The following is a 15541-nucleotide window of genomic DNA, read 5'->3' on the forward strand; positions in this document are numbered from 1 at the left end:
TGGGAGCACCTCCCAGCGGTGGCTGGGGGAGCTTGAGGCACGGGGGTCTGGGGGCGGAGCCCCGGGGAACGGGCGAAGGGCGGGGCGGGGAGCAGCCCGCGCAGCGGCCCGCCCACCCGCACCCGACCCACCGGCCCCCGCCACCCGAACCGCCCCCGCCCCGCCCCCGACGGCCGGAGGCCGGCGCAGCGGCGCGAAGCCGGGGAGGCCGCCCGCGGCCGAGCCGCGCGAGCGGCGCGTCGGGAAATGGGTGCGGCGCGTCGGGAAATGGGGCGGGGGTCACACGCCGAGGGCGGTGACCCCGACCGTACGGGGCGGTAACTTCGCTTGCGGTCCCGCAACGACGCACGCACCCCCTTGGAGTCCCGATGCCCGAAGCCGTCATCGTTTCCACCGCCCGCTCCCCCATCGGGCGCGCCGGCAAGGGCTCGCTCAAGGACGTGCGCCCGGACGACCTCACCGCCACGATCATCCAGGCCGCCCTCGCCAAGATCCCCGAGCTGGACCCGCGCCAGATCGACGACCTGATGCTCGGCTGCGGCCTCCCCGGCGGCGAGCAGGGCCACAACCTCGCCCGTATCGTCGCCGTGCAGATGGGCATGGACTACCTGCCCGGCACCACGATCACGCGCTACTGCTCCTCCTCCCTCCAGACCTCCCGCATGGCGCTGCACGCCATCAAGGCGGGCGAGGGCGACGTGTTCATCTCCGCCGGCGTCGAGACGGTCTCCCGGTTCGTGAAGGGCTCCTCCGACGGTCTGCCGGAGACCCACAACCCGCTCTTCGCCGACGCCGAGGCACGCACGGCCGCCGTCGCGCAGAGCGAGGGCAGCGACTGGCACGACCCGCGCGAGGACGGCCTGATCCCCGACGCGTACATCTCCATGGGGCAGACCGCCGAGAACCTGGCCCGCCTCAAGGGCGTGACCCGCCGGGACATGGACGAGTTCGGCGTGCGGTCGCAGAACCTCGCCGAGGAAGCCATCAAGAACGGCTTCTGGGCCCGCGAGATCACCCCCGTCACCACCCCGGACGGCACGGTCGTCAGCAAGGACGACGGCCCGCGCGCGGGCGTGACGCTGGAGGGCGTGGAGGGCCTCAAGCCCGTCTTCCGCCCCGACGGCCTGGTCACGGCCGGCAACTGCTGCCCGCTCAACGACGGCGCCGCCGCGCTCGTCATCATGAGCGACACCAAGGCGCGGGAGCTGGGCCTGACCCCGCTGGCGCGGATCGTCTCCACCGGCGTCACCGCCCTGTCCCCCGAGATCATGGGCCTGGGCCCGGTCGAGGCGTCCAAGCAGGCCCTGAAGCGGGCCGGGCTGACCGTCGGCGACATCGACCTGTTCGAGATCAACGAGGCCTTCGCGGCCCAGGTCATCCCGTCCTACCGCGACCTGGAGATCCCGCTCGACAAGCTGAACGTCAACGGCGGGGCCATCGCCGTCGGTCACCCGTTCGGGATGACCGGTGCCCGCATCACCGGCACCCTGATCAACAGCCTCCAGTTCCACGACAAGCAGTTCGGTCTGGAGACGATGTGCGTCGGCGGCGGCCAGGGCATGGCCATGGTGATCGAACGCCTGTCGTAGTAACGGACAGCCACGGCGGCCACCGGATCGAGCGGGGCCCCCAGGCCCCGCAAGGGATCCTCCAGGTCGATGCGCTCTACTGACGGCAAATCCAACCCCGTCGCGGCCGAGCTGTGACCGAATCTCCCCCAGGATGTGACCTTTGTCCTGGGGGATCGGCATTTGCCCAGGTCAGAAGCCATCCCCCTTGGTCCGCAAGGACGAAAGACCTGTCCATTTCATGACGTAATGCACTGCACGCCATTCACAGCACAGGACAAGCTGATGTAGGAAGTCGGGGGATCGAATCAACCAGGAGTTAGTCAGTGAGCGCCATGTCTCTTGCCCTGCTGCTGACCACGGCCGCTGCCACGGCCGTGGGCGCTGCTGCGCTGCACGCCGTCCACGGACTGCGCAAGCAGGTCACCGCCCTGCGCGGTGAGCTTGCGGTGTCGGCCCACCCGCGCGCCGCGACCGTCCCGCACGCCCGCGCCGCAGTGCAGTCCCCCGCCGCCGAGATACGAGCCGCCGTCGCCGAGGCCCTGGCCGAGGAGCGCGAGCGCGAGCTGGCCGAGGCGCGGGCCTTCTGGGCCGCGCAGGAGGCCCGCGACGCCGCCGACGCCTCCCCCCGCTTCGCCGGGGAGACCCCTGCCTCCCTGCTGGGCGGCCTGCCCGGCCTCGGCGAGGACAGCCCGGTCTTCCTGCCCCGGCAGGCGGACCTGGTCGGCCTGGAGCCGGTCCTGGGCGACGACCTCGCCGACGAGTACCCCGAGGATTCGGCCGAGCTGGCCGCGGCCCGCCGCCGCCACCCCTCGCACCCCGACTTCGTCCCGGTCCAGCCGAACCCCGGCGCCGACCACGAGCGCACCGTCAGCCGCCTGGAGGAGCTCGCGGAGGCCCGTACGGCCCTCGCGGACGTCCGCCCGGGCCCCCTGGGCACCCTCGACGTGTACGTGTTCACCGACGGCACCACGCTCTGCATGACCCCGGGCCACCGGGAGACCGCGGAGCGCCTCGCCGAGGCCCTGCGCTCGGGCACCGCACCGGTCCTGCTGGGCGGCTCCGGCATCTCCGGCGCCTACGCGCTGACCTTCTCCTGCGGTGACGCCGAGGACCCCGACAGCAACGTCTACATCCTCGCGGACCGCGTCATCGCATCGCTCTGACTTCCGCCCGCTCCACCAGCGCCACGGCCTCGTCCAGCATCTCGGACGGGGCCTTCGCGCCGTCCGGGCCCGCTCCGGGGGCCGCCGCGCGCAGCGCCTCGGCGAGGTCGAGGCCGGCCACCGCCACCTGGTCCCCCACGGTGAAGAGGCCCGCGTCGGGCATCACGCGCGCCGGAGCCGCCCCCTCCGGCTCTTCCAGCCGCTGGGCGCGCCGCGCGAGCTCACGGGCCAGCTCCAGGGCCTCCGCGGCCGCACCCCGCTGGAGCCGGCTCTGCGGGGCGGCCCGCAGCCGCTCGGCGAAGCGTTCCACGGCGGCGTTCAGGGGTGAGGTATCGAGCACCCGGCCGACCTTACGCGCCGTCCCGGCACCATTGCCAACGGGCGAACTCTGCGGCACGGTGACGTGAAGAGAACAGCACGGCGACACCCCCCGGAGGCGCCCATGTCCGTAGAGTTCTCCGAGAAGACCCACCGCAACATGATCGAGAGAATCCCCCAGACCACCGGTCGTGAGATCTCCGACTGGCTCCGCACCGTGGACGAAGGCCCCTCCCTCGTCCGGTTCGAGGAGAAGGTCAGCTGGCTGCTCGGCGCGCACGAGCTGTCGTACGGTCAGGCCAAGGCGATCATCCACGAGTACGGCCTGCGCAGAGCCGCCCGCAGGTTCGGCTGACCGCACCGGCGAGCCCGCCCCCCCCCTCACCGGCCTCACCGGCCCAGGACGCGGGAAGGCCCCGCGAGCGATCCGCTCGCGGGGCCTTCCCCTTGTCCTTGCCGGTACGACTAGTCGTCGCCGGAGAGGATCTGGAACAGGCGCAGCAGCTCCAGGTAGATCCACACCAGGGTCAGCGTGAGGCCGAAGGCCGCCAGCCAGGCCTCCTCGCGCGGGGCGCCGTACGTCACGCCGTCCTCGACCTGCTTGAAGTCCATGGCGAGGAAGCAGGCGCCGAGGATGACGCCGACGATGCCGAAGACGATGCCGAGCGGACCGCTGCGGAAGCCGAGGCCGTCACCGCCGCCGAACAGCATGAACAGCGAGTTGGCCAGCATGAGCAGGACGAAGCCGAGGGCCGCGGCCATCACGAAGCCGGTGAAGCGGCGGGTGACGCGGATCCAGCGCATCTTGTAGGCGACGAGCACCGCCGCGAAGACGCACATCGTGCCGAGCACGGCCTGGACGACCACACCGGGGCTGATGTAGGTGCTGGTCACCATGGAGATCACGCCGAGGAACACGCCCTCGAACGCCGCGTAGCCGAGGATCAGGGCCGGCGTCGGCTTGCTCTTGAAGCTCTGGACCATGGCGAGCACGAACGCGACGAGCGCCGCGCCGATCGCGACGCCGTAGGACTTGCCGACGTTGGCCGGGTCCACGGGCAGGGCGATCCACGCGAGGGTCGCGGTGACGATCAGGGTGCCGAGCGTCATGGCCGTACGGGTCACGACGTCGTCGATGGTCATCGCGCTGCCGCGGACCGGGGCCGCCGGCATGCCGGTGGTCGGGTCGGTGGCGTAAGGATTCGTCGCGTACGGGTTGGTCGCGGTCCCGGCCTGCGCGTGCTGCGCCTCGAAGCCCGCGTAGCCGCTGTTGTCGCGGCTGAACCCCCGTCGCGAGAAGACCGGGTTACTGCTCCTCATCTCACTCCTCCATGGCCACCGTGCGCGGCCTTGCTTCAAGAGTAATGCGCTCGCAAAAAAAGCACCCTACTGCTGGAGGAGGATCTTAGGAGAAGGCGCGGCGAACCGCCGCCGATAAACGGAAGAGCCGCATGTGTGCCCGGAGCCGGACTTGAACCGGCACGGCCCGAGGGCCAGCGAGGTTTAAGCTCGCCGTGTCTGCCATTCCACCATCCGGGCAAGGCGCGGCGGGCCCCGTGGAAAATGCCTGGTACGCAGTGATGAGCCTATCCGGAACACCCCTGCCGACAGGGGGCTCTCTATCCGATGTTGTCTGATTTTATTGGCGATTGAGTGGCCGTCAGACCCGATAAGTCGCGGTCGGCCCCCTTCCGGAGGATGCGCCGCCCCGCCCCGGGATTGACCTGATTCCGTTGCCCCGCGCCACCCCGCCCGCCACCCCGGGCCACCCCGCGCGCCGGACCCCCGCGCGGCCCCCGCGCCGGCCCCCGCGTCCGCCTCCTGTCATACCAAAGGAGGAGACGGCACCGCCCGTGGTCAGACTCGAGTGGGCCGTCGAACGGGCACCTCGGCTGATCCCCGGCGGGGGTGCCCCCGGTGAGGATGGAAGGGTCCCGCCCCAGCGCAGAACCGTTCGACAGGAGCCCCCACGTGACCGCCATGAACTACGCCCGGCAGCACACCGCACAGGCCGTGGCCGCCCGCGCCACGCAGCTCTCCAAGGTGTACGGCCAGGGCGAGACGCAGGTGGTCGCGCTGGACAACGTCTCCGTCGACTTCGCCCAGGGCCAGTTCACCGCGATCATGGGCCCCTCCGGCTCCGGCAAGTCCACCCTGATGCACTGCGTCGCCGGCCTGGACACCTTCTCCTCCGGCTCCGTCCGCATCGGCGACACCGAGCTCGGCTCCCTCAAGGACAAGCAGCTGACCCAGCTGCGCCGCGACAAGATCGGCTTCATCTTCCAGGCCTTCAACCTGCTGCCGACCCTGACCGCCCTGGAGAACATCACCCTCCCCATGGACATCGCCGGCCGCAAGCCCGACAAGCAGTGGCTGGACACCGTGGTGGACATGGTCGGCCTCTCCGGCCGCCTCTCCCACCGCCCCACGCAGCTCTCCGGCGGCCAGCAGCAGCGCGTCGCCGTCGCCCGCGCCCTCGCCGCCCGCCCCGAGATCATCTTCGGTGACGAGCCGACCGGAAACCTGGACTCCCGCTCCGGCGCCGAGGTCCTCGGCTTCCTGCGCAACTCGGTCCGCGAGCTCGGCCAGACCGTCGTGATGGTCACCCACGACGCGGTCGCCGCCTCCTACGCGGACCGCGTCATCTTCCTCGCCGACGGCCGCATCGTCGACGAGATGTACGCGCCCACCGCCGACGGCGTGCTCGACCGGATGAAGGCCTTCGACGCCAAGGGCCGCACCAGCTGACCCGGAGCGTGACCGCCCCGCCCCGCGGAGCCCCCGCAGCCCTCCTCACAGACTTCCAGCCCCAGGACTGAGATCCCCATGTTCCGTACCGCCCTGCGCAACGTCCTCGCGCACAAGGCGAGGCTGCTGATGACGGTGCTCGCCGTCACCCTCGGCGTAGCCTTCGTCTCCGGCACCCTCGTCTTCACCGACACCCTCGGCAAGGCCCTGTCCGGCCAGTCCGCCAAGAGCTACGACGGCGTCGCCGTCTCCGTCACCTCGTACGGGCAGGCCCGCTCCGAGGAGGGTCAGAAGGAGGGCGACCCCGGCATCAGCCAGCAGACCCTGGACAAGGTCAAGGCCGTCAAGGGCGTCGGCTCGGTCTCCGGCCGGGTCTCCGGCTTCGCCGGCGTCGGTGACGAGAACGGCAAGCTGATCGGCACCGGCTGGGCCAACAAGGGCTCCAACTACGCCCCCGTCAAGGACGGCAAGGACCCCCGCTACACGTTCACCGACGGCACCGGCCCGGTCAGGGACGACCAGGTCGCCCTCGACAAGGAGTCCGCCGCCAAGGGCGGGTACAAGACCGGCGACAAGGTCCGCGTCGCCACCAACGGCCCGGTCCGCGAGTTCACCCTGGCCGGCGTCTTCACCACCGAGGACGGCGCCGTCAACGCCGGCGGCAGCCTCGTCCTCTTCGACACCAAGGTCGCCCAGGAGCTCTACCTCCAGCCCGGCTTCTACGACGAGCTCTCCGTCGCCGCCGCCCCCGGCACCTCGGCCGACAAGCTCCTCGCCGACATCAAGCCGCTCGTCGACGGCAAGACCACCAAGGCCCAGACCGGCGCCGCACTCGCCGCCCAGCAGGCCAAGGACATCGAGAAGGGGATGAGCAGCATGAGCAACATGCTGCTCGCCTTCGCCGGCATCTCCCTCTTCGTCGGCGTCTTCCTGATCTACAACACCTTCACCATGCTGGTCGCCCAGCGCACCAAGGAGCTGGCCCTGCTGCGCGCCGTCGGCGCCAACCGCGGCCAGGTCATGCGCTCGGTGCTCGCCGAGGCCCTCGTCGTCGGCGCCCTCTCGGCCGCCGTCGGCCTGGCCGCAGGCGTCGGCCTGGCGGTCGGCATGCGCTCCCTGATGGACACCATCGGCGCCAAGATCCCCGCCGGGGACCTGGTCGTCGCCCCGGGCACGATCATCGCCGCCCTGGTCATCGGCGTCCTCGTCACCACCGTCGCCGCCCTGCTGCCCGCCTGGCGCACCGGCCGGATCGCCCCGGTCGCCGCCATGGGCAGCGCCCACCTGCCGGCCTCCGCCAAGTCCCTGGTCGTCCGCAACGTCATCGGCTCCGTGATCAGCCTCGCGGGCATCGGCGTCGTCTTCCTCGGCGTCTCGATGGGCGGCGACGGCCGCATGGTCATCGGCGGCGGCGCCTTCCTCATGCTCGTCGGCATGATCGTGCTGCTCCCGCTGCTCTCCCGGCCGGTTATCGCGGCCGTCCGCCCCGCGCTGCAGAAGGTCTTCGGCGTCCCCGGCAAGCTGGCCGCCCAGAACGCAGTGCGCAACCCGCGCCGCACCGCCGTCACGGCCGCCTCCCTGGCGATCGGCCTCACCCTCGTCACCACCATGTCCGTGCTCGGCGTCACCATGGGCAAGGCCATCGACCGGATGAGCACCGACAAGCTCAAGGCCGACTACAAGGTCACCATGTCCGGCGGCATGGGCAGCCTCGACAAGTCGGTCGTCGACGCCCTGGCCAAGGCCCCCGGCGTCACCGCGGTCTCCCCGCAGGCCGCCGGCTACTTCAAGGTCGGCGACAGCTACCGCGCCGCCTCCGGCGTCAACCCGGCCGCGATCGGCCAGGTGCTGAACATCAAGGTCCTCAGCGGCTCCCTGGACAGCCTCGCCAAGGGCGAGGTCGCCGTCGCCGAGAAGACCGCGAAGAAGCAGAACCTGACCGTCGGCTCCGCCTTCCAGGCGCAGTTCGAGGACGGCCAGAAGGCCGGCCTGAAGGTCGGCGCGGTCTACGAGGACCTGGACGGCCTGCTGTCCCCCTTCGTCCTCGACAACAAGATCCTCGCCGCGCACACCGACGAGCAGCTCATCCCCGAGGTCTACGTCAACACCTCCGGCGGCCAGTCCAAGGCCAGCCAGCAGACCGTCATCGACGCCCTCGGCAAGAACCCGGCGATGACCGTCGCCACCCAGCAGGACATGCGCAACGAGATGGGCGGCATCATCAACACGATGCTCAACATCATGTACGGCCTGCTCGGCATGGCGCTGATCATCTCGGTGCTCGGCGTGGTCAACACCCTGGCGATGTCCGTCTTCGAGCGGACCCAGGAGATCGGCATGCTGCGGGCGATCGGCCTCGACCGGGCCCGGGTCAAGAACATGATCCGCCTGGAGTCCGTGGTGATCTCGCTCTTCGGCGCGGTCCTCGGTATCGGCATCGGCGTCTTCCTCGCCTGGGCCGTCGGCTCCACCCTCACCAAGTCGGTGCCCAACTACGAACTGGTCCTCCCCTACGACCGGATCGGCATCTTCCTCCTGCTGGCGGCCGTCGTCGGCGTCCTGGCCGCCATGTGGCCGGCCCGCAGCGCCGCCCGGCTGAACATGCTGACCGCCATCAAGACCGAGTAGCGGTACGGGCGTACGGGACGTACGTGGAAGGGCCCCGGGGCAACGCGCCCCGGGGCCCTTCCCGTTGCCCGGCCACCGCTGCCCCGGCGGCCGGAGGCGGCTACGCCGGGCCCGCGCCCCAGACGCGGGAGCGCAGCGGCATCCCCGAGGCCCCGCCGCCCCCGGGGCGCACCGCCAGCACCTGGTTGACCCCCAGCCGGCCGTGCTCGAAGCCCAGCGCGGACGCCGCCATGTACAGCAGCCACACCCGGGCCCGGCCGGGCGAGGTGAGCCGTACGGCCTCGTCCCAGTGCCGCTCCAGGCGCGCCACCCAGGCCCGCAGGGTCAGCGCGTAGTGCTCGCGCAGCGCCTCCACGTCGCGGACCTCGAAGCCGGCCCGCTCCAGCTCGCCGACGGTGGTGCCGATCGGGGAGAGCTCCCCGTCCGGGAAGACGTACGCGTCGATGAACTCGTCGATCTCGTACGCCTGCTCGTCCTGCTCGGGGGGCCGGCCGATCTGGTGGTTGAGCAGCCGGCCGCCGGGGGCCAGCAGGGCGTGCAGCATCCCGGCGTACTCGCGGTAGCGCGCGGAGCCCACGTGCTCGGCCATGCCGATCGAGGAAACGGCGTCGTACGGGCCGTCCTTGACGTCCCGGTAGTCCTGCACCCGGATCTCGACCAGGTCGGTCAGGCCCTCCCCGGCGATCCGCTTGCGGGCGTACGCGGCCTGCTCGCGCGAGAGCGTGATGCCCGTGACGTGCACCCCGTACTCGCGGGCGGCGTGCAGGGCCATGGAGCCCCAGCCGCAGCCGACGTCCAGGAGGCGCTGACCCGGCTCCAGGGCGAGCTTGCGGCAGACCAGGTCGAGCTTGTCCCGCTGGGCGTCCTCCAGGGTGCCGTCCTCGGTCCAGTAGGCGCAGGAGTACACCATCGAGGGCCCGAGGACCCGCTCGTAGAAGTCGTTGCCCACGTCGTAGTGGTGGCTGATCGCCTCGCTGTCGCGCCGCTTGGAGTGGCTCGGCCCGCCGCTGCGGACGGCCTCCTCCGGCGGCGGCGCGGGCGCCGTCCACGGCCGCGCCAGGGCCACGAGGTCGCGTACGGCGGCCCGTGCGGCCGGGTCGCGCAGCAGCGCGGCGGTCCCGGCGGGGCCGGGGCCGAGCCCGGGCAGGTGCGGGCGCAGGGCGGCGAGCTTGCCCAGCCCCGAACGGGCCGGGACGGGGGTAGGCGCCGGCGCCGGGTGCCCCCGCTCCCACAGCAGGCCGCCCACCCGGTCGAGCAGTTCGAACAGGTCGCCGTCGACGGTCAGGTCCCCGGCGACCCAGGCGCGGGCGAGCCCGAGCTCGCCCGGCTTCCACAGGATCCGGCGCAGGGCGCGCCGGTGGCCGATCACCAGCACGGGGCCGGTGGCCGGGCCGGCCTCGCTGCCGTCCCAGGCTCGTATCCGCACGGGCAGGGGGGCGCCCAGCAGGGTTTCGGCAATCGCCGCCAGCCGCGGCGCGGCGTCGGTCATCTCAGGCACCTCCAGGAGTTCCGTGGAACGACTTCCCACTTCCCCTCCGGGGCAATCACCGCCGGTTTGCCCGCTGGAGCCCGCCTCGACCGGGGCTCCAGCCGGCCGTGCCGGAACCCGGGTACGCCGAAGGGGCCGCCCGCACCACGGATGGCGGGCGGCCCCTTCGGGGTCGTGCTCAGGAACCCGGCGGACCGGCCGGGGTCAGGAGGCCTTGGCCTTCTCGGCCGGGGCAGCGGCGGCGGCCGGAGCCGGCGCCGGCTTGGCGGCCTCGTAGAACTCCTCGCGCGGGGTCTCCAGCGCTCCGAGGGAGACGACCTCGCGCTTGAGGAACATGCCGAGGGTCCAGTCGGCGAAGACGCGGATCTTGCGGTTCCAGGTCGGCATGGCCATGCCGTGGTAGCCACGGTGCATGTACCAGGCGAGCCGGCCCTTGAGCTTGATCTTCATCTTGCCCATGACGATCATCGCGACGCCCTTGTGGAGGCCGAGGCCCGCCACCGCACCCTTGTTGGAGTGCGAGTACTCCTTCTGCGGGAAGCCCCGCATGCCGGAGACCACGTTGTCGCCGAGGACCTTGGCCTGGCGCAGCGCGTGCTGGGCGTTCGGCGGGCACCAGGCGTTCTCGACGCCGGCCTTGCGGGAGGCGACGTCCGGGACCTGGGCGTTGTCGCCCGCGGCCCAGATGTAGTCCGTGCCCTGGACCTGGAGGGTCGGGGCGGTGTCCACGTGGCCGCGCGGGCCCAGCGGCAGGCCGTAGCGGGCCAGCGCCGGGTTCGGCTTGACGCCCGCGGTCCACACGATGGTGTTGGAGTCGACCTCGAGGCCGTTCTTCAGCACCACGTGGCCGTCCACGCAGGAGTCCATGGAGGTGCTGAGGTAGATCTCGATGCCGCGGGACTCGAGGTGCTCCTTGCCCCAGGTGCCGAGCTTGGGCCCGACCTCGGGAAGGATCTTGTCCGCCGCGTCGACCAGGATGAAGCGCATGTCCTCGCGCTTGATCGTGGAGTAGTACTTGACGGCGTCGCGGGCCATGTCCTCGACCTCGCCGATCGTCTCGGCGCCGGCGAAGCCGCCGCCGACGAAGACGAAGGTGAGCGCCTTGCGGCGGACGTTCTCGTCCGTCGTGGACTCGGCCTTGTCGAGCTGCTCGAGGACGTGGTTGCGCAGGCCGATGCCCTCTTCGACGCCCTTCATGCCGATGCCCTGTTCGGCCAGGCCGGGGATCGGGAAGGTGCGGGAGACGGCGCCGAGCGCGATCACCAGGTAGTCGAAGGGCAGCTCGTACGCCTCGCCGACCAGCGGCGTGACGACGGCGACCTTGCGGTCCTGGTCGATGGTGGTGACCCGGCCGGTGAGAACCTCAGCCTTGGGCAGCACGCGTCGCAGCGGGACGACAACGTGCCGAGGCGAGATGTTGCCTGCGGCCACTTCGGGGAGGAAGGGCTGGTAGGTCATGTACGACCGCGGGTCGACGACCGTGACGGTCGCCTCGCCGTAGCGCATCTTCTTCATGATGCGCTTGGCCGCGTACAGACCTACGTACCCACCTCCTACTACGAGGATCCTGGGACGCTCCGTGGTGCTCATGGAACGAGTATCCAGCACCCCAAGGGGTGACGCTCGTGAGCCCCTTCACAAGGTGCTGCAAGGCCTCTGCTACACTGCGCGGCCCGCGTGACCCAGATCATGGCGCGCAACGGGAACCAACGTATATCGGGAGTCGTTGTTCACCCGGTCTGAACTGGCCTCCAAGGCTCCAACCGGACTGGACCACTGGGTTTCGTCCTTACCTCTGATACGAAACCCGTCGCGGCCGCGCATCGCACAAACAGGTGCCGAAACGGCCCTGCGACCCCCAAGAAGGCCTCCAAGGGGCTCCTTGTTTACCCGGCAGACCCCTTTTCCTTGTGAAGAACTTCACGAACCTCGTTTCCAGAGGGGCACTTTCGGCCGCTCCAGGGGCCTCCTACGGCCCCCGCACTGCCGCCGCACCGGCCCCCCTCCCCCCGGCCACCAGCCACCCATCGGGCGGAACGCGATGTTCAGCCTCACTACCGCACGACGACCGCTGCACGGCCGGCCGGGAACCGGTCGAGGCGGGGGTGGCCGAAGGGGTTGGCCGAAGGGAACGGGCAGGGCCCCCGCGGTCCGCGGGGGCCCTCGTGGCTCCGTCGGCTCAGGCCGCGGACCAGGCGATGCCGTCCAGGATGTCGTGCTCGGAGACCACGACCTCGGTGGCGCCGATGCGCTCCATGATCGCCAGCAGGACCAGGGCGCCCGCGCCGATCACGTCGACCCGCCCCGGGTGCATCACGGGGATGGCGGCGCGCTCGTCGTGGGTGGCGGTCAGCATGCGCTCGCTGATCTCGCGCACCCGCTCGTAGGAGATCCGGGAGTGGTGGATCGCCGACCAGTCGTACTCGTCCAGGCCGAGCGCGATCGCGGCGACCGTGGTCACCGAGCCCGCGAGGCCCACCAGGGTGCGGGCCTCGGCCAGCGGGACCGTCTCGGCGGCCAGGTCCAGGGCCGCCTCGATGTCGGCCCGCATGGCGGCGATCTGCGCCGCGGTCGGCGGGTCGGTGACCTCGCCGTCCACCAGCAGGTGGCGCTCGGTCATCCGGACGCAGCCCACGTCGACCGAGCGGGCCGCCCGCACGTGGTCCTCGCCGACGACGAACTCGGTCGAGCCGCCGCCGATGTCCACGACCAGGAACGGGCGCTCCAGGTGTTCGTGCGAGACGAGCTCCTTGGTGGCGCCGGTGAAGGAGAACTCCGCCTCCTGCTCGCCGGAGATCACCTCGGGCTCGACGCCGAGGATGTCCAGCACGCCCCGGACGAACTCGTCCCGGTTCTCCGCGTCGCGCGAGGCCGAGGTGGCCACGAAACGCACCCGCTCGGCGCCGAACTCCTTGATCACCCCGGCGTACTCGCGGCAAGCCGCGAAGGTGCGCTCCAGCGCCTCCGGGGCCAGCCGGCCGGTCTTGTCCACGCCCTGGCCGAGCCGGACGATCGTCATCCGCCGGTCGAGCTCGACGAGCTCGCCGGTGGCCGGGTCGCAGTCGGCGACCAGGAGGCGGATGGAGTTCGTACCGCAGTCGATGCCCGCGACCCGGGTCATGCGGCGCCCTCCCCGGTCTCCTCTTCCTTCTTCTCCCCGCACGGGGTGACGCAGGCGCCCTTGGCCCACCACTCCGGCAGCATGGCCAGCGCCTCGTCGCCGAACGGGTTCACGCCGGGGCCGGCGGCCAGCGAGTGGCCCACCAGCACGTGCAGGCACTTGACCCGGTCCGGCATGCCGCCGGCGCTCGGGAAGCCCTGGAGCACCTCGATGGCGTCGCGGCGCTGGATGTAGTCCTCGTGCGCCCGCTGGTAGGCGGCGGCGAGCTCCGGGTCCTCGGCGAGCCGGGCCTGCATCTCCTTCATGACGCCGTTGGCCTCCAGCGTGCCGATCGCGGAGGCCGCGCGCGGGCACGTCAGGTAGTACAGCGTGGGGAAGGGGGTGCCGTCGGGCAGCCGGGGTGCGGTCTCGACGACGTCCGGCTGGCCGCAGGGGCAGCGGTGCGCGATGGCGCGCAGCCCGCGCGGGGGGCGGCCGAGCTGCTGCTCGAACGCCTCGATGTCCGCGTCGGTCGGCTCGGTCCGGTCGGTCTGGGGCGGGGGCGTCTGCATGCCTGGAGGAAGTCTCTTCGTTCGGTCGTGCGTGATGGGTTGGGTCAGTGGGTCATTCGCCGGGGCGGTCGGCCTTGTCGACGCCGTCCCAGACGTTGGAGTACCAGGGGCGGTCGGAACCGTCCTGGCCGCCGCGTCGGTGATCCGGGGCCGCGGCCCCGGGGTCGGTCATGATGTAGCCGATCTCCCCCGGGCGCAGGAAGTGCAGGTGCCTGCGCGCCTGCTGCTCCGCGTAGGCGGGGTCCTGCCAGCGGGCCTTCTCGTCGCGGAGCTGTTCGAGGCGCTTGCGCGCGGTGTCGGCGGCCCGCTGCTGGTCCGTGATCTCCGAGCGCTGGGAGACGTACTGGCGCATCGGATACGCGAGGGCGACGACCAGCGTACAGAGGACGAGGACCAGCAGTGCCGCGCGGCCGGTGAGCCGGCTGCGGCGGATGTGCCGGCGGGACTGCGAGCGGTAGACGTGGGCCGCGGTCCGCTCGCCGAGCTGCTTGAGCCGGGTCGCCGTCGAGAAGGTGGAGAACCGATCCCGGTTCCCGGCCATGGCCCCGCCTCCCCTGTGCGCGTGCTACGCAATACGTCCCCGCACACGGTACGGGACCGAGTGCGGGGACGTACGGAGGCTGAGCGCGATTAGCCCTTGAAGCGCGGGAAGGCGCTGCGGCCGGCGTACACGGCGGCGTCGTCGAGGATCTCCTCGATGCGCAGCAGCTGGTTGTACTTGGCGACGCGGTCCGAGCGGGCCGGGGCGCCGGTCTTGATCTGACCGCAGTTCACGGCGACGGCGAGGTCGGCGATGGTGACGTCCTCGGTCTCGCCGGAGCGGTGCGACATCATGCACTTGAAGCCGTTGCGCTGGGCCATCTCGACGGCGTCGAGGGTCTCGGTGAGGGAGCCGATCTGGTTCACCTTCACGAGCAGGGCGTTCGCGGAGCCCTCCTCGATGCCGCGGGCGAGGCGCTCGGGGTTGGTGACGAAGAGGTCGTCGCCGACGATCTGGACCTTGGAGCCCAGGCGGTCGGTGATGGTCTTCCAGCCGGCCCAGTCGTCCTCGAAGAGCGGGTCCTCGATGGAGACGAGCGGGTACGCCTCGACGAGCTCGGCGTAGTAGTCGGTCATCTCGGCGGCCGAGCGGGACTGGCCCTCGAACTCGTACTTGCCGTCCTTGTAGAACTCGGACGCGGCGACGTCGAGCGCGAGCGCGATGTCCTTGCCCGGGGTGTAGCCGGCCTGCTTGACGGCCTCGATGATGAGGTCGAGCGCGGCGCGGTTGGACTCCAGGTTCGGGGCGAAGCCGCCCTCGTCGCCCAGGCCGGTGGAGAGGCCCTTGTTGTGCAGGACCTTCTTGAGGGTGTGGTAGACCTCGGCACCCCAGCGCAGGGCCTCGGAGAAGGACTCCGCGCCGATCGGGGCGATCATGAACTCCTGGATGTCGACGTTGGAGTCGGCGTGCGACCCACCGTTGAGGATGTTCATCATCGGAACGGGCAGCAGGTGCGCGTTCGGGCCGCCGAGGTAGCGGAAGAGCGGCAGGTCCGAGGCCTCGGACGCGGCGTGCGCGACGGCGAGGGAGACGCCGAGGATGGCGTTGGCGCCGAGCGAGCCCTTGTTGTCGGTGGCGTCGAGGTCGAACATGGCCTGGTCGATCAGGCGCTGCTCGGTGGCGTCGTAGCCGACGAGCTCCGGCCCGATCTGCTCGATGACGGCGAGGACGGCCTTCTCCACGCCCTTGCCCATGTAACGGTTGGGGTCACCGTCACGGAGCTCGATGGCCTCGAAGGCACCGGTGGAGGCGCCGGACGGAACGGCAGCACGGCCGGTGCTGCCGTCGTCGAGGCCCACCTCGACCTCGACCGTGGGGTTGCCTCGGGAGTCCAGGATTTCCCGGGCTACGACGACGTCGATGGACGGCACGAGCATCTCCTTCTGGGATGTGACGCTGGGTGTGCGGTGGC

General features: G+C 71.2%; 13 protein-coding genes and 1 tRNA gene. 5 read left to right on the plus strand and 9 right to left on the minus strand.

Going from position 1 to position 15541, the window contains the following annotated elements:
• Positions 1–368 precede the first annotated feature (368 nt).
• Together ACQKM2_RS19335 and ACQKM2_RS19340 are read left to right on the plus strand one after the other, a co-directional pair.
• Positions 369–1589, plus strand: a complete 1221-nt coding sequence (locus ACQKM2_RS19335) for an acetyl-CoA C-acetyltransferase (protein ID WP_427711184.1) — start codon at positions 369–371, stop codon at positions 1587–1589.
• 314 nt (positions 1590–1903) lie between these two features.
• Positions 1904–2734 carry a hypothetical protein gene (locus ACQKM2_RS19340; RefSeq protein WP_427711385.1) on the plus strand — a complete coding sequence of 277 codons (831 nt, stop codon included), beginning with the start codon at positions 1904–1906 and terminating at the stop codon, positions 2732–2734.
• Here ACQKM2_RS19340 and ACQKM2_RS19345 read toward each other — a convergent pair.
• Positions 2718–3074: a hypothetical protein gene (locus ACQKM2_RS19345; RefSeq protein WP_427711185.1), complete on the minus strand. Its 357-nt coding sequence runs from the start codon at positions 3072–3074 to the stop codon at positions 2718–2720. The two genes, ACQKM2_RS19340 and ACQKM2_RS19345, sit on opposite strands and share 17 nt — an antisense overlap.
• A 102-nt stretch (positions 3075–3176) precedes the next feature.
• Here ACQKM2_RS19345 and ACQKM2_RS19350 point away from each other — a divergent pair, with 102 nt between their 5' ends.
• Positions 3177–3407 (plus strand): DUF4287 domain-containing protein, encoded by a 231-nt coding sequence (locus ACQKM2_RS19350; protein ID WP_007264509.1) that lies wholly within the window; start codon positions 3177–3179, stop codon positions 3405–3407.
• A 110-nt stretch (positions 3408–3517) separates the two neighbouring features.
• On the opposite strand, the gene ACQKM2_RS19355 is transcribed toward ACQKM2_RS19350, so the two are convergent.
• Together ACQKM2_RS19355 and ACQKM2_RS19360 are read right to left on the minus strand one after the other, a co-directional pair.
• Entirely contained in the window at positions 3518–4372 is an 855-nt protein-coding gene (locus ACQKM2_RS19355) for a Bax inhibitor-1/YccA family protein (RefSeq protein WP_427711187.1), read from the minus strand.
• A gap of 136 nt (positions 4373–4508) precedes the next feature.
• Positions 4509–4591 (minus strand) — tRNA-Leu (locus ACQKM2_RS19360).
• Positions 4592–5032: 441 nt separating this feature from the next.
• Here ACQKM2_RS19360 and ACQKM2_RS19365 point away from each other — a divergent pair.
• Positions 5033–5800 carry an ABC transporter ATP-binding protein gene (locus ACQKM2_RS19365; protein WP_125603645.1) on the plus strand — a complete coding sequence of 256 codons (768 nt, stop codon included), beginning with the start codon at positions 5033–5035 and terminating at the stop codon, positions 5798–5800.
• Between the two features lie 78 nt (positions 5801–5878).
• Positions 5879–8428, plus strand: a complete 2550-nt coding sequence (locus ACQKM2_RS19370) for an ABC transporter permease (protein WP_427711189.1) — start codon at positions 5879–5881, stop codon at positions 8426–8428.
• A gap of 100 nt (positions 8429–8528) precedes the next feature.
• On the opposite strand, the gene ACQKM2_RS19375 is transcribed toward ACQKM2_RS19370, so the two are convergent.
• From ACQKM2_RS19375 to eno, 6 genes are all read right to left on the minus strand, one after another.
• Positions 8529–9917, minus strand: coding sequence for a class I SAM-dependent methyltransferase (locus ACQKM2_RS19375; RefSeq protein ID WP_427711191.1), 1389 nt, complete (start codon positions 9915–9917; stop codon positions 8529–8531).
• Positions 9918–10121: 204 nt separating this feature from the next.
• A complete protein-coding gene (locus ACQKM2_RS19380) occupies positions 10122–11507 on the minus strand; it encodes an NAD(P)/FAD-dependent oxidoreductase (protein ID WP_401243947.1) in 1386 nt (461 codons plus the stop codon).
• Between the two features lie 589 nt (positions 11508–12096).
• Positions 12097–13038 (minus strand): exopolyphosphatase, encoded by a 942-nt coding sequence (locus ACQKM2_RS19385; protein WP_427711192.1) that lies wholly within the window; start codon positions 13036–13038, stop codon positions 12097–12099.
• Positions 13035–13589, minus strand: a complete 555-nt coding sequence (locus ACQKM2_RS19390) for a DUF501 domain-containing protein (protein ID WP_427711194.1) — start codon at positions 13587–13589, stop codon at positions 13035–13037. Before ACQKM2_RS19390 ends, ACQKM2_RS19385 begins: the two co-directional genes overlap by 4 nt.
• 52 nt (positions 13590–13641) lie before the next feature.
• Positions 13642–14130: an FtsB family cell division protein gene (locus tag ACQKM2_RS19395; protein WP_427711196.1), complete on the minus strand. Its 489-nt coding sequence runs from the start codon at positions 14128–14130 to the stop codon at positions 13642–13644.
• Between the two features lie 89 nt (positions 14131–14219).
• Complete coding sequence (gene eno / locus ACQKM2_RS19400; protein ID WP_427711197.1) at positions 14220–15506, minus strand: phosphopyruvate hydratase; 1287 nt, start codon at positions 15504–15506, stop codon at positions 14220–14222.
• Between the last annotated feature and the right edge of the window lie 35 nt (positions 15507–15541).

Origin of the sequence: Streptomyces sp. NPDC004126, from assembly GCF_050275515.1 — a bacterium.
In the GTDB taxonomy this organism is placed as follows: domain Bacteria; phylum Actinomycetota; class Actinomycetes; order Streptomycetales; family Streptomycetaceae; genus Streptomyces.

Coding starts and splice junctions, on each gene's coding strand:
- ACQKM2_RS19335 (WP_427711184.1), top strand. CDS start 369: ATGCCCGAAGCCGTCATCGTTTCCACCGCCCGCTCCCCCATCGGGCGC.
- ACQKM2_RS19340 (WP_427711385.1), top strand. CDS start 1,904: ATGTCTCTTGCCCTGCTGCTGACCACGGCCGCTGCCACGGCCGTGGGC.
- ACQKM2_RS19350 (WP_007264509.1), top strand. CDS start 3,177: ATGTCCGTAGAGTTCTCCGAGAAGACCCACCGCAACATGATCGAGAGA.
- ACQKM2_RS19355 (WP_427711187.1), bottom strand. CDS start 4,372: ATGAGGAGCAGTAACCCGGTCTTCTCGCGACGGGGGTTCAGCCGCGAC.
- ACQKM2_RS19365 (WP_125603645.1), top strand. CDS start 5,033: ATGAACTACGCCCGGCAGCACACCGCACAGGCCGTGGCCGCCCGCGCC.
- ACQKM2_RS19370 (WP_427711189.1), top strand. CDS start 5,879: ATGTTCCGTACCGCCCTGCGCAACGTCCTCGCGCACAAGGCGAGGCTG.
- ACQKM2_RS19375 (WP_427711191.1), bottom strand. CDS start 9,917: ATGACCGACGCCGCGCCGCGGCTGGCGGCGATTGCCGAAACCCTGCTG.
- ACQKM2_RS19380 (WP_401243947.1), bottom strand. CDS start 11,507: ATGAGCACCACGGAGCGTCCCAGGATCCTCGTAGTAGGAGGTGGGTAC.
- ACQKM2_RS19385 (WP_427711192.1), bottom strand. CDS start 13,038: ATGACCCGGGTCGCGGGCATCGACTGCGGTACGAACTCCATCCGCCTC.
- ACQKM2_RS19390 (WP_427711194.1), bottom strand. CDS start 13,589: ATGCAGACGCCCCCGCCCCAGACCGACCGGACCGAGCCGACCGACGCG.
- ACQKM2_RS19395 (WP_427711196.1), bottom strand. CDS start 14,130: ATGGCCGGGAACCGGGATCGGTTCTCCACCTTCTCGACGGCGACCCGG.
- eno (WP_427711197.1), bottom strand. CDS start 15,506: ATGCTCGTGCCGTCCATCGACGTCGTCGTAGCCCGGGAAATCCTGGAC.